At 60.7% G+C, this 19,441-nt stretch carries 19 protein-coding genes; 8 read left to right on the top strand and 11 right to left on the bottom strand.

What is annotated here, in order from left to right; translation table 11 throughout:
- Nucleotides 1–79: 79 nt before the first annotated feature.
- Entirely contained in the window at nt 80–2,866 is a 2,787-nt protein-coding gene (gene uvrB / locus RHSP_RS03850) for an excinuclease ABC subunit UvrB (RefSeq protein WP_004109314.1), read from the bottom strand.
- A gap of 285 nt (nt 2,867–3,151) precedes the next feature.
- Here uvrB and RHSP_RS03840 point away from each other — a divergent pair, with 285 nt between their 5' ends.
- Complete coding sequence (locus RHSP_RS03840) at nt 3,152–4,402, top strand: MFS transporter (RefSeq protein WP_037149468.1); 1,251 nt, start codon at nt 3,152–3,154, stop codon at nt 4,400–4,402.
- 52 nt (nt 4,403–4,454) lie between these two features.
- On the opposite strand, the gene RHSP_RS03835 is transcribed toward RHSP_RS03840, so the two are convergent.
- From RHSP_RS03835 to RHSP_RS03815, 5 genes are all read right to left on the bottom strand, one after another.
- A complete protein-coding gene (locus tag RHSP_RS03835; RefSeq protein WP_240535351.1) occupies nt 4,455–4,913 on the bottom strand; it encodes a hypothetical protein in 459 nt (152 codons plus the stop codon).
- Nucleotides 4,914–5,164: 251 nt separating this feature from the next.
- Nucleotides 5,165–6,235, bottom strand: a complete 1,071-nt coding sequence (locus RHSP_RS03830; protein ID WP_037149463.1) for an SEL1-like repeat protein — start codon at nt 6,233–6,235, stop codon at nt 5,165–5,167.
- A 55-nt stretch (nt 6,236–6,290) separates the two neighbouring features.
- Complete coding sequence (locus tag RHSP_RS03825; RefSeq protein WP_037149462.1) at nt 6,291–7,883, bottom strand: SEL1-like repeat protein; 1,593 nt, start codon at nt 7,881–7,883, stop codon at nt 6,291–6,293.
- Nucleotides 7,884–8,001: 118 nt separating this feature from the next.
- A complete protein-coding gene (locus RHSP_RS03820) occupies nt 8,002–8,592 on the bottom strand; it encodes a hypothetical protein (protein ID WP_004109298.1) in 591 nt (196 codons plus the stop codon).
- Between the two features lie 4 nt (nt 8,593–8,596).
- Nucleotides 8,597–8,986, bottom strand: coding sequence for an acyl-CoA thioesterase (locus RHSP_RS03815; RefSeq protein ID WP_004109290.1), 390 nt, complete (start codon nt 8,984–8,986; stop codon nt 8,597–8,599).
- A gap of 246 nt (nt 8,987–9,232) precedes the next feature.
- Here RHSP_RS03815 and RHSP_RS03810 point away from each other — a divergent pair, with 246 nt between their 5' ends.
- The 5 genes from RHSP_RS03810 (at nt 9,233) to RHSP_RS03790 (ending at nt 13,389) form a co-directional block, all read left to right on the top strand.
- On the top strand, nt 9,233–10,417 hold the full coding sequence (locus tag RHSP_RS03810; protein ID WP_037149459.1) for an extensin-like domain-containing protein: 1,185 nt from the start codon (nt 9,233–9,235) through the stop codon (nt 10,415–10,417).
- Nucleotides 10,418–10,523: 106 nt separating this feature from the next.
- Nucleotides 10,524–10,778 carry a hypothetical protein gene (locus RHSP_RS03805; RefSeq protein ID WP_004109284.1) on the top strand — a complete coding sequence of 85 codons (255 nt, stop codon included), beginning with the start codon at nt 10,524–10,526 and terminating at the stop codon, nt 10,776–10,778.
- 387 nt (nt 10,779–11,165) lie between these two features.
- Nucleotides 11,166–12,092 carry an ABC transporter ATP-binding protein gene (locus tag RHSP_RS03800; RefSeq protein WP_004109282.1) on the top strand — a complete coding sequence of 309 codons (927 nt, stop codon included), beginning with the start codon at nt 11,166–11,168 and terminating at the stop codon, nt 12,090–12,092.
- Entirely contained in the window at nt 12,089–12,850 is a 762-nt protein-coding gene (locus RHSP_RS03795; RefSeq protein ID WP_004109280.1) for an ABC transporter permease, read from the top strand. Before RHSP_RS03800 ends, RHSP_RS03795 begins: the two co-directional genes overlap by 4 nt.
- On the top strand, nt 12,814–13,389 hold the full coding sequence (locus tag RHSP_RS03790) for a GNAT family N-acetyltransferase (protein WP_240535350.1): 576 nt from the start codon (nt 12,814–12,816) through the stop codon (nt 13,387–13,389). The genes RHSP_RS03795 and RHSP_RS03790 overlap by 37 nt, the downstream gene beginning before the upstream one ends.
- Before the next feature lie 25 nt (nt 13,390–13,414).
- On the opposite strand, the gene RHSP_RS03785 is transcribed toward RHSP_RS03790, so the two are convergent.
- From RHSP_RS03785 to RHSP_RS03770, 4 genes are all read right to left on the bottom strand, one after another.
- Nucleotides 13,415–14,320, bottom strand: coding sequence for a DMT family transporter (locus RHSP_RS03785; protein ID WP_004109275.1), 906 nt, complete (start codon nt 14,318–14,320; stop codon nt 13,415–13,417).
- A gap of 104 nt (nt 14,321–14,424) precedes the next feature.
- Nucleotides 14,425–15,126, bottom strand: coding sequence for a retropepsin-like aspartic protease family protein (locus tag RHSP_RS03780; protein WP_004109273.1), 702 nt, complete (start codon nt 15,124–15,126; stop codon nt 14,425–14,427).
- Complete coding sequence (locus tag RHSP_RS03775) at nt 15,123–15,344, bottom strand: DUF1289 domain-containing protein (RefSeq protein WP_037149457.1); 222 nt, start codon at nt 15,342–15,344, stop codon at nt 15,123–15,125. Before RHSP_RS03775 ends, RHSP_RS03780 begins: the two co-directional genes overlap by 4 nt.
- Nucleotides 15,345–15,363: 19 nt before the next feature.
- Nucleotides 15,364–16,140 carry an adenosylcobinamide-GDP ribazoletransferase gene (locus RHSP_RS03770; RefSeq protein WP_037149455.1) on the bottom strand — a complete coding sequence of 259 codons (777 nt, stop codon included), beginning with the start codon at nt 16,138–16,140 and terminating at the stop codon, nt 15,364–15,366.
- 128 nt (nt 16,141–16,268) lie between these two features.
- On the opposite strand from RHSP_RS03770, the gene cobT reads away from it, so the two are divergent.
- On the top strand, nt 16,269–17,285 hold the full coding sequence (cobT, locus tag RHSP_RS03765) for a nicotinate-nucleotide--dimethylbenzimidazole phosphoribosyltransferase (RefSeq protein ID WP_037149454.1): 1,017 nt from the start codon (nt 16,269–16,271) through the stop codon (nt 17,283–17,285).
- Between the two features lie 186 nt (nt 17,286–17,471).
- Nucleotides 17,472–17,864 carry a diacylglycerol kinase gene (locus RHSP_RS03760; protein ID WP_004109263.1) on the top strand — a complete coding sequence of 131 codons (393 nt, stop codon included), beginning with the start codon at nt 17,472–17,474 and terminating at the stop codon, nt 17,862–17,864.
- Nucleotides 17,865–17,881: 17 nt separating this feature from the next.
- On the opposite strand, the gene RHSP_RS03755 is transcribed toward RHSP_RS03760, so the two are convergent.
- Nucleotides 17,882–19,411: a sensor histidine kinase gene (locus tag RHSP_RS03755; RefSeq protein ID WP_004109258.1), complete on the bottom strand. Its 1,530-nt coding sequence runs from the start codon at nt 19,409–19,411 to the stop codon at nt 17,882–17,884.
- Nucleotides 19,412–19,441 lie beyond the last annotated feature (30 nt).

Genomic DNA, 19,441 nt, shown 5'->3' with positions numbered 1-19,441 from the left:
GACATCTCGCGATGCTCGCAGGCACTGCTCATCAAAAACCGGTAGTCCGGCCGGCGGATTTCCGCCGGCGCTATCGGCCTTATCGCCCGGGGCGTCCCGTCTTGCCCTTTGTCCGTCCCTTGCGCTGCTTCTCGTCCACCGGATCCTCGTAGGAGCCGACGCCGGGCCTGGCGCGGGTGATCGGCTTGTCCGGCACCTTGCCGGTCACAGGCTTCTCTGTGCGGCCGACGGTCATTTCGTCCAGCGTATTCTTGCGGAAAAGCGGCGTGCCGGCATCGCTGCCAGGCCCCATCTCATCGAGGTTCGGCTTGGCGAAATAGGAGCGTGATGCCTCCGGTTCGGGGGCGGCGCGCTTGCCTGACGCGCCGCGGCTTTCAAGGCTCCGGGCCTCCTCACGGGCCATCGGATCGTCCATGGCTGCGAGCTCGACGGCCTTGAGGCGCTTGATTTCGTCGCGCAGTCTTGCCGCTTTTTCGAAGTCCAGATCGGCGGCGGCATCGCGCATGGATTTTTCCAGGGCGTTGAGATGGGCCTGCAGATTGTTGCCGACGAGGTGGCCGCCATCGGCAAAGCCCTTGCCGGAGGCGCCGCCGATATCGGCGCGCACATGGTCCTTCTCGTAGACGCTGTCGAGAATGTCGGAAATCTTCGCCTTCACCGATTCCGGCGTAATGCCGTGCTCGATGTTGAAGGCCATCTGCTTCTCACGGCGGCGGCTGGTTTCGTCCATCGCCCGCTGCATCGAGCCGGTGATGGTATCGGCATAGAGGATGACCTTGCCGTCGACGTTACGCGCGGCACGGCCGATGGTCTGGATGAGCGAGGTTTCCGAACGCAGGAAGCCTTCCTTATCGGCATCGAGGATGGCGACGAAGCCGCATTCCGGAATGTCGAGACCTTCGCGCAGCAGGTTGATGCCGACGAGCACGTCGAAGGCGCCCAGGCGAAGATCACGGATGATCTCGATGCGCTCCAGCGTGTCGATGTCGGAGTGCATGTAGCGCACGCGCACGCCTTGTTCGTGCAGATATTCCGTCAGGTCCTCGGCCATGCGCTTGGTGAGCACGGTGCAGAGGGTGCGGTAGCCCTTGGCGGCGGTCTCTCGGATCTCGCCGAGTACGTCGTCGACCTGCGTGCGGGCCGAGCGGACCTCGACCGGCGGATCGATCAGGCCCGTGGGGCGGATGACCTGCTCGGCGAAGACGCCGCCGGACTGCTCCATTTCCCAGCTGCCCGGCGTTGCGGAAACCGCGATCGTGTCCGGGCGCATGGCGTCCCATTCCTCGAAGCGCAGCGGTCGGTTGTCCATGCAGGAGGGCAGGCGGAAGCCGTATTCGGCCAGCGTCGCCTTGCGCCGAAAGTCGCCTCGGTACATGCCGCCGATCTGGCTCACCGAGACGTGGCTCTCGTCGATGAACAGCAGCGCGTTATCGGGAATATATTCGAATAGCGTCGGCGGCGGCTCGCCGGGATTGCGGCCGGTCAGATAGCGCGAATAGTTCTCGATGCCGGCGCAGGAGCCGGTGGCTTCCAGCATCTCAACGTCGTAGCGGGTGCGCTGCTCCAGGCGCTGCGCTTCCAGCAGGCGGCCGGCCTTTTCCAGCTCGGCGAGCCGGATTTTCAGCTCTTCCTTGATCGCCTTGATGGCGCCGTTCAGTGTCGGGCGCGGCGTGACATAGTGCGAATTGGCGTAGATCTTCACGGATTTCAGATCGCCGGTCTTCTGGCCGGTCAAAGGATCGAATTCGGTGATGGCGTCGATCTCATCGCCGAACATGGAAATGCGCCAGGCGGCATCCTCCAGGTGGGCTGGGAAGATTTCGATCGTGTCGCCGCGGACGCGGAAGGAACCGCGGATGAAATCCATGTCGCGGCGCTTGTATTGCTGCGCCACAAGGTCGGCCAGAAGCTGGCGCTGGTCCAGCCGGTCGCCGACATTCATCTGGAAGGTCATCGCCGTATAGGTTTCGACCGAGCCGATACCGTAAATGCAGGAGACCGAGGCCACGATGATGCAATCGTCGCGCTCCAGCAACGAGCGCGTCGCCGAGTGGCGCATGCGGTCGATCTGCTCGTTGATCGAACTTTCCTTCTCGATGAAGGTGTCCGAGCGCGGCACATAAGCTTCCGGCTGGTAATAGTCGTAGTAGGAGACGAAATACTCGACCGCGTTGTCGGGGAAGAAGTTCTTGAATTCGGAATAGAGCTGCGCCGCGAGCGTCTTGTTCGGCGCGAGGATGACGGCGGGGCGCTGCGTTGCCTCGATCACCTTCGCCATGGTGAAGGTCTTGCCGGAGCCGGTGACGCCGAGCAGCACCTGGCTGCGATCACCATTCTCCAATCCCTCGACAAGGTCGCGGATCGCCGTCGGCTGATCGCCGGCGGGCTGATATTCCGAAGCCATGCGGATCTCGATGCCGCCTTCGGATTTCGCCGGCCGGGCAGGGCGGTGCGGTGTCCAGAGCTTGCCATCCTTGAACAGCGGATTGCCGCTCTCGATCAGCTTCGACAGCGCTTCCACCGTCGCCGTCACGCCGCTCGTCGCGATCTTGTCGGCATCTTCGAGTGCGACATCCAGGCCAGCCACCGGGTTAAGGCCAGCTGCGGCTCGCGTCTTCGGATCGGTCGATCCGCCCATCGAGGTGCCGCGCCCCGACTTCGAAGCCGCGATCTCAACCTTCTTGCGATGCTTCCCGGCCTTCGAGGCGATCTCGCGCTGGGTCTCGATGCCGGACATTTCAGCATCGGTCTCGAGCTGCTTTACCCAGTCGGCGACGCTGCCGCCGAGCGGCGCACCTTCAAACGGAGCCTGCGGCGCCTCTTCGAAACCGGTCGGGGCGGAGGGTTTTTTCGGTGATTTGGCCATGGGGCGAATATGGCGACAGATCGCACTGTTGTGAAGGGGCAAAGAGTACAAAAGGGAAACAGAATGGTAGATTTTTCCGTTCGTCGACCATGTCAAATATGTTACAACCTGAGGGCGGCTGATGCGTTATCGCTGATCTGAAAGTCCGCATAGCGCGGTCCTCGCAGGCGCCGAAGGAGGACGCCGGCCGCAACGTCGATATGCCCGGCCAGTGTCGGGTTCCCCCAGCTTCGACGGCATCCGGTATTGCCCGCCTCGCCGCCGCCATCCGGTCGGAGGATCATGATGACCGCATTGGATAGCTTACGTTCCTTGTCCCCCCAGCAACGAAATACCGTCATCGCGGCCTATCTGGGCTGGACGCTGGATGCTTTCGATTTCTTCATATTGGTTTTCGTTCTCAAACACATAGCCGAGGAATTTCACACCGATGTCCCGGCCGTTGCCGTCGCCATTTTCCTCACCTTGGCCATGCGGCCGCTCGGCGCGCTGATCTTCGGCCTTGCCGCGGACCGTTACGGCCGGCGTGTCACGCTGATGATCGATGTGCTGCTCTACTCCGTCTTCGAGTTTCTAACCGGTTTTTCGACGGGGCTGACGATGTTTCTCGTTCTTCGCGCGCTCTTCGGGATCGCCATGGGCGGTGAATGGGGTGTGGGCGCATCGCTGACGATGGAGACCATACCGGAGGAGTCGCGCGGTCTGGTGTCGGGTATTTTGCAGGCGGGTTATCCCTCCGGCTATCTGATTGCCTCGATCGTATTCTTTCTGCTGTTCCCGATCATCGGCTGGCGCGGCATGTTCTTTGTCGGGGCGCTGCCGGCGCTACTGGTACTCTATATCAGGCGAAACGTGCAGGAGTCGCCGGCCTTCGCGCAGCGGCAATCCAAGCCGCAGAGGCCGTTTCTCACGGTCCTGCGCGAGAACATTCCGCTATTCATCTGGGCGGTGCTCTTGATGACGGCTTTCAATTTCTTCAGCCATGGCACCCAGGATCTCTATCCCACCTTCCTGGAAGCCCAGAAGCAGTATGATTCCTATACGGTCGGGGCCATTGCCATTGTCTATAATATCGGCGCGATCGTCGGCGGCCTGTCCTTCGGTGCGCTGTCGGAGCGTATCGGCAGGCGCCGCGCCATCGTCATCGCAGCCCTCTTGGCGATCCCCGTCGCGCCGCTTTGGGTCTACGGGCATGGGCCGGTCATGCTCGCGATCGGCGCTTTCCTGATGCAGCTTTTCGTGCAGGGCGCCTGGGGCATCGTGCCCGTGCATCTCAACGAATTGTCGCCGGATGAGGTGCGCGGCACATTTCCCGGATTTGCCTATCAGCTCGGCAATCTGCTGGCTTCGGGGAATGCTTCGATCCAGGCCGGACTGGCGAAGAGATGGGGTGGCGATTATGCCCTTGCGCTGCTGGTCGTGGCCAGCAGCGTCGCCGTCGTCGTCGCTTTGTTTGCCGGATTCGGTTTCGAGAAGAAGGGTATTCGTTTCGGCGGCAAGAGTGCCGGCGAGGCGGATCGCGTCATGCAAACCTGAGCTGTCCCGGTGTGTCGCCTAAGCGAGGCCGGTGGTTTCGCCGGCTTCGTTTTTATTTGCCGCAGATCTCCGAGATCTTCGTCTGCGCGAAGCCGCGGGCAAGGTCCTGCAACCCGCCGACCGAGGATATCAGCTCGCCGATCGGACCGTTGATGCCGAGATGCATGTCGGTGATGTGGCATGCGCCGACATCGACCGTCATGGATGCGTCGAGTTCACCCTTGACCGTCGCTTTCAGCACGCCATGCGACTTGCAGGCCATTTCGGCGTGAGCGTTGATCTGCACGCCGCCGTTCGGACCGTCGCAGACGTCGAGCGACTTGACCTCGAATTTTTCCTTTTGGTCGACCCCTGGCAACTTCTTGCAGGGGTCGGCTTCGTTGACCGATTTCTCGATCTGCGGGCCGAATTTGCTCTGCAGCAGCGACCAACATGTACCAGGCGCTGCTTCGGCCAGCGTTGCCGCCATCGGCAATGGGGATAGCGGCAAAACGATAGCTGCGGCCAGCAAAGCTGCGCGACATGGCGATGCGAACAAAGTGAGAGGTACGGCATATTTCGGATTCACGGCGATCTGACCTCTCAAGGGAAGAAAAGGCAAAACATATCCCGGCCCTGCGGCAGTCTTTCATGCCTTTCACCAACAAGGCAATCCCCGCATCTCAGGGGCATTGCCTCAATCCTTGACGACTTTCGCGTCGCAGAACCGGTCGTAGAAAGCCTGGCCGCGCCACACGTCAGCGCAGGATCATCCCGATCGTCTCAGATCGGTATGCTTTTTGCGTCGGAAGGCTGGTCCTGCTCGTCGTTGGCTCCGCCTTGGTAGCCGAGTTTCTTTGCCTTGCGGAACCATTCCAGCGCCTTGGCAGGATCGGCCGGTACGCCGTCGCCATCACGATACATGACGCCGAGATTGTAGGCGGCATCGGCATAACGATGCCCGGCTGCCCGCTCGAACCAGAAGACGGCCTGCTTGCCATTCTTGGCGACGCCTTCGCCGTCGCGGAACATGACGCCGAGATTGTATTCCGCCTCGACATCGTCTTGGCCGGCGGCCTTCAGGAACCAGGCGATCGCTTCTTTATCGTCCTGCTTTATCCCGTCGCCGTCGGCATACATCGCGCCGATATTGTACTTGGCATCCGCGTCCCCCTGGTCGGCCGCCTTGCGGAACCACGAGAGTGCTTGAGCCCCATCCTTGGCGACGCCGTCGCCATCGCGATACATGATGCCGAGATTGTATTGCGCCTCGATCTTGCCCTGGTCGGCGGCCTTCAGATACCAGATGACGGCTTGGCTCTTGTCCTTGCCGGTGCCGTCGCCCTGATCATACATGACGCCGACATTGTACTGGGCGTCCATATCCCCCTGTTCCGCCGCCTTGCGATACCAGATGAAGGCCTGTGCCTTGTCCTGCGGAACGCTTTCGCCCGTGTCGTACATGACGCCGAGATTGTATTGCGCATTGGCGTGGCCCTGCGCTGCGGCCTTGCCGTACCACAGGATGGCCTGGTTCTTGTCGACGGCGACGCCTTCGCCTTGGTCGTACATGGTGCCGACGTTGAACTGCCCCTCGGCATTGCCCTGTTCGGCCGCCTTCCTGTACCAGTGGAGGGCCTGCGCGAGATTTTTCTCGACGCCATCGCCTTCTTCGTACATGTGACCGAGCTTCATTTGCGCCGCGACATTTCCCTTATTTGCCAGGGGGCGCAAATAGTCGACGGCCGATCTGAAGTCTCCGCGATCATAGGTATTCCGCCCGACGTCGGCATGTGCGGTTCCCACGGCCGCCAGCGCGAAGAGCAATCCTATGGTCCCCTTATTCCAATTCACGATTTAGCCCTCGGTCTATGATCCGTTTGTTGTTGATATGCCATTTTCGCGATTGCTACGGCAAAAGCGCCCTCAGCAGCTGAAAGACGACCCAGCCCGGCGTCACTCCGGTGTCCTTGCCGGCACTTCGCCCTTCGCCGAGCGGGCCAAGATCCTTGATCGGACCTTCGCCGTTGGCTTCCATGTAGCTGAGGCCATGCTGTGCCTCCGGCAATCCTTTCGCCGCGGCCTTATTAAACCAGTCGGCAGCGATCCCGGCATCCTTGGGTACTCCGTAGCCGTTATAATAGAGATATCCAAGGCCATATTCGGCGCGTGCGTCGCCTTGTCCCGCCGCTTTGCGAAAGAGCTCGGCCGCCTGGCCGTAATCCTTTGCAACGCCGCTGCCGTGATAATAGAGATAGGCGAGGGCATATTGCCCATGCGAATTATCCTGTTCTGCCGATTTGCGATACCAGTCCGCGGCCGCCGCCTTGTCCTGACGTGTTCCCTGGCCGTTGTCGTATATGTAGCCGAGCGCGTATTGCGCATCCGCCTGACCCTGCGCAGCCGATTTGCCATACCATTCGAAAGCTTTGCGGTAATCCCTCGCAACGCCGCGACCGGCGGCGTACATTTCGCCAAGGGCGCACTGGCCCTGTGCGTCTCCCTGATCGGCTGCTTTGCGATACCATTTTACCGCGGTAAGGTCGTCGACCTTGACACCTTGGCCGCTGGCATAGAGGTAGCCCAAAGCATATTGCGCATCCGCGCGGCCCTGGTCGGCGGATTTGCGATACCATTGCAGCGCCTGCCTGTAATCCTTCGCGACGCCCAGCCCGTTCGCGAGACTATAGCCGACGGCGTATTGCGCGTCGGCACGGCCTTTTTCAGCTGCCTTCTTGTACCAGGCATAGGCTTCTGCATCGCTGCGCTCGACACCTCTGCCGTTGGCATAGGCGTAGGCGAGGGCGTATTGGCCCTGTGGATTTCCCTGATCGCCGGATTTTCTGTACCAGTCGATGGCCCCCGCGTGATCCTCAGCCATGCCCTGGCCATTGTCGTACATGTAGCCAAGCGCATATTGCGCATCGGCGCGGCCCTGGTCGGCGGATTTGCGATACCAGCCAAGGGCGATGGCATAATCCTGCCGAACGCCGAGGCCGTTGGCATACATATAGCCGAGCGCATATTGCGCCTGCGCCTGGCCTTGAGCTGCGGATTTCTCGTACCAGCCGATGGCCTGCTCGTTGTCGACATCCATGCCGCGGCCGTTGGCATAGGAATAGCCGATGGCATATTGCGCATTGGCATCGCCGCGCTGGGCGGATTTGAGATACCAGTCGTTTGCCTGCTTCTGGTCCGCATCCACACCGCGGCCGGCGGCATACATGTAGGCGAGGGCGTATTGCGCCTGGGCATTCCCTTGCTCTGCCGCTTTCTGATACCAATCGACGGCCTGGGCGTCGTCCTGCTCGACGCCATCGCCGTTGGCGTAGCGATAGCCGAGGCCGTATTGCGCGGCGGCATTGCCCTGTTTTGCGAATTCCACCCAATATTTCAGGGCGATGGTGGTGTTGGCCGGGCCGGGCGCCGGATCTTCCGCATAAGCAAACCAGGGCAACGAAAGAGCAAGCGCCAATCCCAATGCATAGCTCTTTGCTTTCAAGGCCCGGTCTCCCACCCATATCCAGAGGATACTCGATCTGAACAATATGGCGATGTCTTGGTCAAGAATCACAGAGCATCGAAATGGCGGCCGTTTTACGCAGCGAAATGCCTGATACCTATCCCGGGAGCACGTCGTAGAGACGGAAGATCCATGTGATCTGGTAGATCAGCCCCACGATTACGAATGCCGCCTGGAAGCGTCGGTTGGCCGTGATCGCAGCGACGATGCAAAGGACGATGTAGACGACGTTGCGGGCCGGATATTCCCAGCCGAGAGACTGAAAATAGGCCTCCCCTTTGAGCAAGGTGTCGATGAGGTCGACGGCATAGGTGACGGCAAGCAGGCCGAAGAACCAATGGCGGCGGGAGATGAAATACTCTTCGAAGCCGCCATACTCATCGATGGAAGGTGGGTTGAGCAGCACGCAGAGGAAGTAGAAGAGGCAGCAGAAACAGATCAGGAAAAGATAGACGGCGAAGGTGATGACCTGCACCGATTGCAGCCGATATTCCCACCACCAGAAATGGATGATGTAGAGGAACATCGACAATACCCAGCCGATATGGACGAGGTATATCCTGTTCTTGCCGGGTGCCTGGACGAAGCCGGCAAGCCGCGTCAGGAGCTGGGCAAGCGAAAGGCCGATCACCATGCTCATGACCGTCCGTATGTAGACGTAGACTTCCGGTGCGTGTGCCGAGCCCATGTTGTCAGCCCTCCACGGGTACAGCCTTGGGGGCGCCGTTCTCGTCGAGTGCGACCATGATGAAGGTCGCCGCCGTGACTTTTTCCATCTTATTGTAGCGCGAGCGGTGCGCCCATGCCTCGACGCTCAGGGTGATCGAGGTGCGGCCGACGCGTTCGATATCGGTGAAGACGCTCAGCGTGTCGCCGATCTTGACCGGTAGCTCGAAAGCCATTTCCTTTACCGCAGCCGTGACCACGCGGCCGCGCGCGCGTTCGGCGGCGCGAATGCCGCTTGCCAAGTCCATTTGCGCCATGACCCAGCCGCCGAAGATGTCGCCGGCGGGATTGGCGTCGGCAGGCATCGCCAGCGTGCGCAATGTCAGCTCGCCTTTCGGTTTGACGCTGTCATTCATTCGTTCGCTCCTATCGCCAAATACTGATTCCGGCATCCAGCCTATGCAATCCGGTCGCGATGGGAAAGACCGCGCGGCCGCTTCGCATATCGGAGTTTCGGGAAAATTCGGCCTGCAGGAGTGCTTCATCCGGCTGTGTCGGCGTCCTTTAAGGTGTCCCGATTTGGCCCGGTAAGCATTCGTTCACCGTTCCCGTTTAGGCTTTGTAAGCGTTACCGACCGTGGCTGGGGCAACGGATCAGGATTATGGCCTATTTACCCATTGTACGACGTGCTCTGTTGCCGTTGCTGTTGTCGTCGGCGCTCGTCGCCTGCACGGCAGACAGCCTCGTGCCGCCGTCGAGCGTCGACAGCTCCTCGCGTGTCGGCTCGATCAAGCCGCACCGCAGCGTGTCGCAGAGGCAATTTGCCTATCCGGGTGCGCAGGACCCCGTCGTTTCCACGTCGAGCAATTACAACGGGAAACGCGCCACCGGAACGAACGAAGCGGTGACGACGACGGATGTCGAAGCGGGCTTGGCGCAGCAGTCGAATATTTCGTCCCAGGGCGTCAACATGGATGCCGAGCTCGGTGTCGGGCCTGCCGAAGAGGCGCAATCCGCATCGGTTGTCGGATTGGCGCAGGAGGAACAGCAGAATATTGCCGAAGGTCAAACCAATGAGCCCGTGGTCGACGGCATTGGGTCGGATGCGCCGGTACAGACCAATCGCTCCGTCCTTCAGCGGTCGGCCGTACAGGCAGAGCTCAATCAGTCGCCGGTGCCGCGGCAGCAGCCGGGAACGCAGCTTGCCATGCTTCCGCGCGTCGACAATCCGGTGTCTCGTCTCGACCGGCAGTTCGAGGCGCCGCAATCGCCGCCGGGCATGATGCCGCCTTCCGAAATCGCCTGCCGGCAGGAACTGCGCCGCATGGGCGTCATCTATACCGACAAGCCGGCTATTTCGAACGGGCCTGCGTGCCAGGTGCCCTATCCGGTTTCGTTGAGCGGGCTCTCCGGCAATATCGCCGTCCGGCCGGCCGTCACCTTGAATTGCCAGGTCACTCTGGCCTTTGCGAAATGGGTGAAGAACGAGTTGGCGCCGGCTGCGCGCACCCGCTACTGGTCCGGCATCGGCACCATCGTTCCGCTCGGCGGCTATTCCTGCCGGCGGATGAACAATAGCCGGCAACGTTATAATCCGATGTCGGAGCATGCTCACGGCAATGCCATCGATGTCGGCACCTTCGTGCTGAAGAACGGCCATGTGATCGATGTGCGCAGGAAGGGCCTCTTCAGCTTCCGTGAGGGGCTGCTGCTCAAAGCGGTGCGGACAGACAGCTGCCGCTATTTCGACACGGTCCTCGGACCTGGCAGCAATCCCGAACACTGGAACCATTTCCATTTCGACCTCAGGGATCGCAAGGGCGGCCGGCGTTATTGCAGCCTTTGATTGGCATTTTGCCGGAGATGCATCCATACTTGCCGAAAACGGAATCTGATTTATCTAGGTGTGGGATCGCGGTTAAGTGCGGCGACGGAGCGTAGGCGAGGGTTTCATGGAAGACGTGCCAAGACGAAAGAGAAGCCTGGGAAGAGCGCTTGTCGCGGCTCTGATTGCCATCGTCGTCGTCATCGCCGGGCGTTGGTATGTCTATGTCGCCTATGCCGATGATCCTTTCGATGAGGTTGGCATCGGCCTTAACTCGATGATGCCGGGGCCGATCCGGGACAGGGGCTGCGCGATGCTGAAAGCGCGCTTCGAGCAAAAGACGCTGCCGCCGGCCGGTTGCGGCGTGAACGGCCGCTGGTAACAGTCGTTTCATCGGTTGCCGGCGCATAAAAAGAAAAAGCCGGCTTGGGCCGGCTTGAGTGGCGCATGACAACGACGGGGTATCCCTGCCTGCTCCAGAAAAAAACTTCATGTTGCAATGAGGCACGCAATATGAATGCGAGGGCAATAAATCGTCGAGTACGATAGGCGCTGACGATGTCGCCAAGAGGCGTTGGGCGGAGTTGCGACAAACGTTGCTCACCTAAGGGTGTATATGCCCGACGAAGGTCACGATTTGATGACAGCTTATTTGTATTAAGCGAACGCAGTGTTTAAGCCCTGTGGGATGGTAAAAGCCTGAAACCGACTATATAGCGGGCAAACGCCGACAAAATCATCACAGCTTAAAGCCGGACTTGCCCGCATCATGGCTCCGATCATTTCCATCCGCAGTCTCACTAAAATCTACAGTAATGGGTTCCAAGCCCTGAAAGGTGTCGATCTCGATATCGAACAGGGAGAAATTCTTGCCCTGCTCGGGCCGAACGGCGCCGGCAAGACGACGCTGATCTCCATCGTCTGCGGGATTGCCAATCCGAGCAGCGGTACGGTGACGGTCGGCGGCCATGACGTCGTGCGCGATTTTCGCGCCACGCGCAGCATGATCGGCCTCGTGCCGCAGGAGCTGACGACCGATCAGTTCGAAACCGTGTGGAACACGGTGAGCTTTTCGCGCGGCCTGCACGGCAAAAAACCCAATCCCGCCTACATAGAGAAGATCCTGCGCGATCTTTCGCTCTGGGAGAAGAAGGACAATATGCTTCGCCAGCTCTCTGGCGGCATGAAGCGGCGTGTCCTCATCGCCAAGGCTTTGTCGCACGAGCCGGAGATTCTTTTCCTCGACGAGCCGACTGCCGGCGTCGATGTCACGCTGCGCAAGGACATGTGGCATGTGGTCGAGCGCCTGCGGGCTTCCGGCGTCACGATCATCCTGACGACCCATTATATTGAAGAGGCGGAGGAAGCTGCCGATCGCGTCGGCGTCATCAATGGCGGGCAGCTGCTGCTGGTTGAAGACAAGAAGGCGCTGATGGCCAAGCTCGGCCGCAAGCAGCTTATCCTCGATCTGAACGAACCGCTTGGGGCAGTTCCCCACCGCCTTGACGGCAACGGGCTTTCGCTCGGCCCGAACGGACTGACGCTGATCTATGATTTCGACGCCCAAAATGAACAATCGAGCATTGCGGCGTTGCTGTCGAAGCTGGCCGCGGAGGGAATTCACTTCAAGGATCTCTCGACGCGCCAGAGCTCACTCGAGGATATTTTCGTATCGCTGGTAGGAGCAAGCAAATGAACTTCGAGGCGATCAAGTCCATCTATATGTTCGAAATGGCCCGTACGCGCCGCACGCTGCTGCAGAGCGTCGTCTCGCCGGTCATTTCCACCTCGCTCTACTTCATCGTCTTCGGGGCGGCGATCGGATCGCGCATCAATCTCGTCGAAGGCGTTTCCTATGGAGCCTTCATCACGCCCGGCCTCATCATGCTGACCCTGCTTGGCCAGTGCATCAGCAACGGCTCCTTCGGCATCTATTTCCCGAAATTCACCGGCACGATCTATGAGGTGCTGTCGGCGCCTGTCGCCATGACCGAAATCGTACTCGGTTATGTGGGGGCGGCGGCGACCAAGGGCATGTTGATCGGCTTGATCATCCTCATGACGGCGAGCCTCTTCGTCGAAATCAGGATCGAGCATCCCTTCATGATGATCCTGTTCTTTGTCTTGACCGCCGTGACCTTCAGCCTGTTCGGCTTCATGATCGGCATATGGGCGGGGAATTTCGAGCAGCTGAACCTCATTCCGATGCTGGTCGTGCCGCCGCTGACCTTCCTTGGCGGCAGCTTCTATTCGATCAACATGCTGCCGCCCTTCTGGCAGGCGGTCAGCCACCTCAATCCGGTCCTCTACCTCGTCAGCGGCTTCCGCTGGAGCTTCTACGGCATTGCCGACGTCAATCCGGTGCTGAGCCTTGCCATCATCACGCTCTTTCTGGTCGCCTGCCTGGCGGTTCTCGGATGGATCTTCAAGACGGGTTATCGGCTGAGGAACTGATGGCGGAGTTGCCGGCGCAGATCGAGATCAGGCCGGCTGCGGTCGATGATGCTGTCGATATTGCCAGGCTGCATCGAGCTGTCTGGTGCGAAACCTATCGCGATCTCGCGCCCGCCGACGTCTATCGCACGCTCGACGAAGATTTTCGCCGGGTGCGATGGAGCGACATGCTCACCAATCCGCGCCGGCATCAGGGCGTGCTGCTGGCGGAGCAGGAAAAGCGGCTTGTCGGCATCGGCGCGATCGGGGCGCCGTTGGAACCGGCTTTTGCGGGGCGCGGTGAAATTCGTTCGCTCTACATCGACCCCTCAGTGAAGCGACAGGGGCTCGGGCGCCGCCTCATGCGGGAGTTGGCGGTGCAACTTGCCGCCTTTGGCTATTCCGCTGCGGCGCTTGGCGTCGTCGCCGGCAATGATCCGGCGATCGCTTTCTACCGGTCGCTCGGAGGCCGGATGATCGGCCGATATACCGACCCTGGGCCGATCTGGCGCTCCGATAATCTGATTTTCGTTTGGGACGATCTCTCGTTGCTGAGCTGATTTCCCGAGCCGCTTTCCTCAAAAATCACCCAGCGATGACCTTCTTGCGCGGGGCGATGGTCATGGCCATGACGCCGGCCACGACACAGACCAGGCCGATGGCGGCTGTCGAGGATACGGGTTCTCCCAGGAAGATGACGCCGATGCCGACCCCGATCGGAACGCGCAGGTAAGCTTGCGCGGTGGTGCCTACGGAACCGAGGGCCTGGATAAGCCGGAAATAGATGCTGAAGGCGAGGGCGGTCGAGATGATCGACAGGCCGAGCAGCGACAGGATCGAGGCTGCGGACGGGGCAAGCTGCCAGGGATGTTCGAAGACGACGCTGGCCGGGACCAGGAGAGCCGCGCCGCATAGCAGGGAGCCGGCGGCCGGCATCATCGGATCCAAACCTTTGAAGTTCCGTCCGAACAATGCTGCGCTTGCGTAGCAGATGGATGCGGCAACGACGGCGAACTGTGCCGGCAGCTGGCGACCCACCCCGTGCAGGGCATCAAAGCCGATGATCAGGCAAATCCCCGCCATGCCCGCGATCACGCCGAAAAGCTTGCGGCCGGTCAGCCGTTCGGTGCGCAGAAGGATTGCGGCAATCAGGAATGCGAAGATCGGCGTGGTGGAATTCAATATGGTCGCCAGGCCGGCGTCGAGCGTCTGTTCGGCCCAGGCGATCAGCGTGAAGGGAATGGCGCTGTTGAGGCAGGATTGAACGAGGAAGCGCCGCCATGTCGCCGCATCCTTCGGTAGGCTCAGTCCGCGCCAGCGAATAACGGCGAGCAGGACGAGGCCGGCGATCAAGGTGCGGGCGGCAATCAGCGTGATCGGCGGGATGGTCGTCACGCCGACGCGGATAAAGCTGTAGGACGCGCCCCAGCAGGTCGCGAGGGTCAGAAGCAGCAACAGTTCTGTGGTTATATTCGTCTTAGCGGGCGCCATGGGTGTCTCTCTTTCCAAGCCGTTCGGATATGTCGTCTTTTAGAGTGAAGAGACAGCTGAATGCTTCGATCCCCGCCGAACTATCGATTTCTACCCTTTGCCGCTTAATCCCGAAGCCGAAGCTCGTCGGTCTGCATCTGCATGGATCCCAGGGTCTCGAGGAAGCTCATGCCAAGCAGGCTTTGGTCCAGCTTGCCGGCCTCCGCCACGCTTGCCTTGACGTCATGCCGCTTGATGGGGCCGATCGAGACCGAACCAAGTTCGACGGGAGCAGCACTTGCTCGGCCGTTCGCGGTCATTACGCTCATGGAGTAGGTCAGGTTTTCCGGAATGATGCCGACGCGCGCGGCATCTTCTTGCGATAGCGCGATGGTGCTGGCGCCGGTGTCGATGAGCATGTCGATCGGCTGCCCGTTGATCTTGACCACCGTTTCGAAATGCCCGCTGGAGCGCTTGTGGAGGATCACCTCCTGGCCGCCTTCGCTGGTGGTGACGACGACGGCATGGCCGGGAAGCAGGCCGGCGAAGAGGCGATTTCCGACCCGCTCGGCGTCGTAGCGATAGATATAGGCCGTCGCCAGGGCCATGATGACGACAAACCAGATCAGCAGATTGCGCAGCGACTGACTGACCGTGTGGCGGCTGCCCCAGACGGCCGCGCTCATCATCAGGGCGATCGGCAAGAGATAGACGATCCGGGCAAAGTCGTCATTGTGCATGCCGAAGGTCGTGCCGGTGTTGCTATTGAAGACGAGCAGTGCAAGGCCGATGCCGAGAATGGCGAGAACGATGTTCAGGCGGTTCATGCGACTTTGTGCTCCCGTGCCCGCGGGGGCGGACTGGTTCCAGCGTTCGGCCGGTGCTGGAGTTTTGCCATGCGCTTGGGAAGAACCTCCATGATTTCAAGACGCTCATCGTCGCTATAGCTCATCCATGCGCCGATTTCCGCGCCTGTGCGGCCGCAGCCGAGGCAGTGGCCGGTGTTCGCGTCCAGAGAACAGACAAGGATGCAGGGTGTTAGCATGAGATCATATATCGAGGCTTCAAACACACATGGCAAGGGTACAGAGCGACGCGATCTCGCAAATCTGCTGCGTCGCTCCGATGGTGTCGCCGGTGTGACCGGACAGCGTTCTGCGCATATGCCTGTTCAACAAAAACGTCGCGATGGCGACGATCAGGAGGCAGGAGATAAGCGCGGGAATGCCGAGGCTCGGCCATATCAATAGGGTTGCAAGGCCGAGGGTCGTGATCAGGGCCAGCTGCATGGCGTCGCCATCCGGCTGGCCGGCGGAGGCGGCAACCCCCTCCGCTTTCGCCGAAGGGAGCACATGCCAGTGCCATACCATCGCTCCGCGGCTGAGCACGGCTGCGGCCAGAAGCGCGATGGCCGCGCCTGACGGCGTGGCGTGATGGGCAATGGCGGCCAGCGCCGCTGCGCGCAACCCGAAGGACAGGATCAGCGCGGCTGCACCATAGGTGCCAATGCGGCTGTCCTTCATGATGGACAGGATGCGATCGCGATCCCTACCGCCGCCTAGTCCGTCCGCCGTGTCGCTGAGACCGTCTTCGTGCAGGCCCCCTGTCGTGATCGTCTGCACCGTGAGAGCCAGAAGCGCCGCCATCAGCGGATCGGCATGGAAGGCAAGCAGCAAACCGAAGGCCGCGGCTGCAGGGAACACGACCAATAGGCCGGCCAGAGGAAAGGCCCGTGAAACCGGCCCAAGCTTGCCGTCATGGCCTGCAAAGAACGATGTCGATACGGGTATGCGGCTCAAGAAGGCGACGGCGCGCGCGATGTCGCGCATATATTCCCGCATTTCTTCCGCTCCCCGCTATTTGCACAGCAGCATCGAACGCTTTTGGAGTTGTTCGCGCCGGCTCCGAAGACTAATAGAGTCGCACGCAAAGAACCTGATTTGAGACCAAAAGACAAGGAACGGCATTCATGAGCGTAACCGGCTTGCCATTCGACGATTTCCGCACGCTGCTGCGCGACCTTCCAGGCCCAGACGCCCGCGCGCTCGTGGCGGCGCGCGAGCGCGACGCGCAGCTCACCAAACCGCCCGGCGCGCTCGGCCGTCTCGAAGAGATCGCCTTCTGGCTTGCCGCCTGGACCGGCCGCCCGCCGGCCGTGACCCGGCCGCTGGTTGCGATCTTCGCCGGCAATCACGGCGTCACCAAGCAGGGAATTACGCCGTTCCCGCTGTCCGTCACGCAGCAGATGGTGGAGAATTTCGCTGCCGGCGGAGCTGCGATCAACCAGATCTGCGTCGCCTACGACCTCGGTCTCAAGATCTTCGATCTGGCGCTCGATTTTCCGACTGCCGACATCACCGAAGAGCCGGCGCTCAGCGAGCGTGACTGCGCTGCGACCATGGCCTTCGGCATGGAGGCGATCGCCGGCGGCACGGATCTGCTCTGCATCGGCGAAATGGGCATCGGCAACACCACGATCGCCGCCGCCATCCATTACGCGCTTTATGGCGGTAAGGCAGAGGACTGGGTCGGACCGGGAACCGGCTCCGAGGGCGAGATGCTGAAGCGCAAGATTGCCGCCGTCGAGAAGGCGGTCGCATTGCATCGCGATCACCTCTCCGATCCGCTTGAAATCCTGCGCCGTCTCGGCGGGCGCGAGATCGCCGCCATGGCCGGCGCTATCCTTGCCGCGCGCATGGAACGCATCCCCGTGATCATCGATGGTTATGTCGCGACGGCTGCGGCCGCCGTTCTCAAGGCTGCCAATCCGTCGGCGCTCGATCATTGCCTGATCGGCCATGTTTCGGCAGAGCCCGGGCATCTGAAGTCGATCGAAAAGCTCGGCAAGACGCCGCTTCTGGCGCTCGGCATGCGTCTTGGCGAAGGCACGGGTGCGGCACTTGCCGCCGGCATCGTCAAAGCCGCCGCCGCATGCCATTCCGGCATGGCGACCTTCGAAAGTGCTGGCGTCGCCAACAAGCACTGACGCCATCTCGCGGCGAGATTCCCCAAGGGTATTTCACCGACGATTTTCTTGTGGAACTATCGGTTTGCTTCATAAATCTGTAATGAATTCTGAGGGCGCTCGGAAGTGTCGCCTTGCCTCGGCGGGAACGAGGCGGTATTCGCAGGGCGCCTAGATCGCAATCGGAACATTATGGGCGGAGCGGGAATGGCTGAGTTTTCGAAACCTGCAGTGACCAAGGAAACCGGAATCCGGCATTTCCTCGCCGCTGCCAGCTATTCGTGGGGCGGTTTTCAACGGCTGCTTCAGGAATCCGCCTTCCGCCAGGAGCTTCTGTTCGCAGGAATTTCGCTGATCCTGCTGATCGTCGTGGGCGCCAGTGTCGGCGAAATCATTATCGCCGTAGTGCTCTTCCTTGGTGTTTTCGCCGTCGAAGCAATGAACACGGCCGTCGAAGAGGTTATCGACCGGATTTCACCGGAGATTTCCAATGTCGGCAAGCACGCCAAAGATCTCGGCTCCTTCGCCGTGCTCTGCATGCTCGTCGCTTCCGGTCTTTATCTGCTTTACGTCATCGGCAGCCATCTGCTTTTCCGCTAGGCGCAGGAAACGGAGCTTCAGGCGAAGCTCTTCTTGCGCCGTCCGGCAAGCGGAGCGTCCTCGACGGCCGGCAGGCTTTGCAGCACGCGCTTGGCCGGCAGGATTGCGATGACTTCGGTGCCTTCCCGCAGTTTGGATTTCAGCATGAACTGACCGTCATGCTTGGCGAGAATGGCCTGTACGATCGGCAGACCGAGGCCGGTGCCTTGCTCGGCACTCTTGATGGCGATCGAGCCCTGCCCGAAGGCCGAGAGTACCACGGGAATTTCCTCTTCGGGAATGCCCGGCCCATTGTCTCTGATCGCCACATATTCACCGCCGCCGGCCGTCCAGCCGACCTTGACGCTGATCTCGCCGCCTTGCGGCGTGAACTTCACCGCATTCGACAATAGATTGAGGATGACCTGGCGCATCGACTTTTCATCGGCCCAGACGGATGGGAGCTGTGGCTCGATCTGCGAGGAGATGGAAATATTCTTGGCGCGGGCGCGCAGCTGCACCATGCCAATGCAATCTTCGGCGATATCGAGCAGCGAGACGGATTCTTCGTTCAACTCGTATTTGCCGGCTTCGATGCGCGACAGATCGAGAATCTCGTTGATCAGGTTGAGCAGGTGCTGTCCGGATCGATGGATATCGCTGGTATATTCCCGGTAGGTCGGATTGTTCAGCGGCCCCATGACCTCGGCGGACATGACTTCGGAGAAGCCGAGGATGGCGTTCAGCGGCGTTCTGAGCTCATGCGACATGGAAGCGAGGAAGCGCGATTTGGCAAGGTTCGCTTCTTCCGCGCGCCGGCGGGCTTCGTCGGACATGGAATTGGCGACTTCCAGCTCCGCGATCAGGTCGTCCTTCTCCGATTGGAAGGAGAGGATCTTCAGATTGGATTGAAACATCCTGTTGGTAATGAAGGTGAAGAAGATCACGGCGACCGAGATAGCAGCAGTCAGCGCTATGTCTGACGGCTTTCGGGTCAGGATCGCGGTGACGACCAGCACGACCGTCGGCGGCGCATAGGTGAAGGGCACGGCACGCGGCAACATGAAGCTCGCCATGGCCGTGATGCAGATCGCTACCAGCAAGGTCGTGCCTTTATAGAGGCTGAAACTGTCCCCGCCGCAGGTTGAGCAATTCTGCATTGCGAAGATCGCCCAACAGAGCCCGGTCAGCAGTTGCCCCAACAACAGGATCTGTCGCCACTTCCTGGCGCTTTCGAGGGTCATTTCCTGCTTCCTGGCGCGCCTGCCGAGCAGCATGTTGATGGCGTGCGCCACCAGGATCGGAACGGTCCACAGGAAAATGCCGGCGTCGCGTGTCAGATACACTCCGAGTGCTGCGACGACCACCACGAAAATCGGCACGATAGCAGCACCCTGCAGCAGCGTGTCGATGTGCATATCCATGAGTTCGCGGTCGAAATTGCTGCTATGCCCCGTCTGCAGGCGCTCACGCGTCTGCCGCACGGCCTTCGACACAGCCCGGTTGCGGTGGCTGCGCGATCGGTCGACGATGTTTTTATCAGTCGATGTGCTGACGCCGGTTCTCATGGTTTCGTTGAAACTTGGTCTGCGTGAGAT

The organism is Rhizobium freirei PRF 81 (assembly GCF_000359745.1).
Lineage (GTDB): Bacteria > Pseudomonadota > Alphaproteobacteria > Rhizobiales > Rhizobiaceae > Rhizobium > Rhizobium freirei.
This window is presented reverse-complemented; position numbering and strand designations above follow the sequence as displayed.

What these genes read in the sequence shown, in the direction of transcription:
- uvrB (WP_004109314.1), bottom strand. Translation starts at nt 2,866, where the DNA reads ATGGCCAAATCACCGAAAAAACCCTCCGCCCCGACCGGTTTCGAAGAG.
- RHSP_RS03840 (WP_037149468.1), top strand. Translation starts at nt 3,152, where the DNA reads ATGACCGCATTGGATAGCTTACGTTCCTTGTCCCCCCAGCAACGAAAT.
- RHSP_RS03820 (WP_004109298.1), bottom strand. Translation starts at nt 8,592, where the DNA reads ATGGGCTCGGCACACGCACCGGAAGTCTACGTCTACATACGGACGGTC.
- RHSP_RS03815 (WP_004109290.1), bottom strand. Translation starts at nt 8,986, where the DNA reads ATGAATGACAGCGTCAAACCGAAAGGCGAGCTGACATTGCGCACGCTG.
- RHSP_RS03810 (WP_037149459.1), top strand. Translation starts at nt 9,233, where the DNA reads ATGGCCTATTTACCCATTGTACGACGTGCTCTGTTGCCGTTGCTGTTG.
- RHSP_RS03805 (WP_004109284.1), top strand. Translation starts at nt 10,524, where the DNA reads ATGGAAGACGTGCCAAGACGAAAGAGAAGCCTGGGAAGAGCGCTTGTC.
- RHSP_RS03800 (WP_004109282.1), top strand. Translation starts at nt 11,166, where the DNA reads ATGGCTCCGATCATTTCCATCCGCAGTCTCACTAAAATCTACAGTAAT.
- RHSP_RS03795 (WP_004109280.1), top strand. Translation starts at nt 12,089, where the DNA reads ATGAACTTCGAGGCGATCAAGTCCATCTATATGTTCGAAATGGCCCGT.
- RHSP_RS03790 (WP_240535350.1), top strand. Translation starts at nt 12,814, where the DNA reads ATGGATCTTCAAGACGGGTTATCGGCTGAGGAACTGATGGCGGAGTTG.
- RHSP_RS03785 (WP_004109275.1), bottom strand. Translation starts at nt 14,320, where the DNA reads ATGGCGCCCGCTAAGACGAATATAACCACAGAACTGTTGCTGCTTCTG.
- RHSP_RS03780 (WP_004109273.1), bottom strand. Translation starts at nt 15,126, where the DNA reads ATGAACCGCCTGAACATCGTTCTCGCCATTCTCGGCATCGGCCTTGCA.
- RHSP_RS03775 (WP_037149457.1), bottom strand. Translation starts at nt 15,344, where the DNA reads ATGCTAACACCCTGCATCCTTGTCTGTTCTCTGGACGCGAACACCGGC.
- RHSP_RS03770 (WP_037149455.1), bottom strand. Translation starts at nt 16,140, where the DNA reads ATGCGGGAATATATGCGCGACATCGCGCGCGCCGTCGCCTTCTTGAGC.
- cobT (WP_037149454.1), top strand. Translation starts at nt 16,269, where the DNA reads ATGAGCGTAACCGGCTTGCCATTCGACGATTTCCGCACGCTGCTGCGC.
- RHSP_RS03760 (WP_004109263.1), top strand. Translation starts at nt 17,472, where the DNA reads ATGGCTGAGTTTTCGAAACCTGCAGTGACCAAGGAAACCGGAATCCGG.
- RHSP_RS03755 (WP_004109258.1), bottom strand. Translation starts at nt 19,411, where the DNA reads ATGAGAACCGGCGTCAGCACATCGACTGATAAAAACATCGTCGACCGA.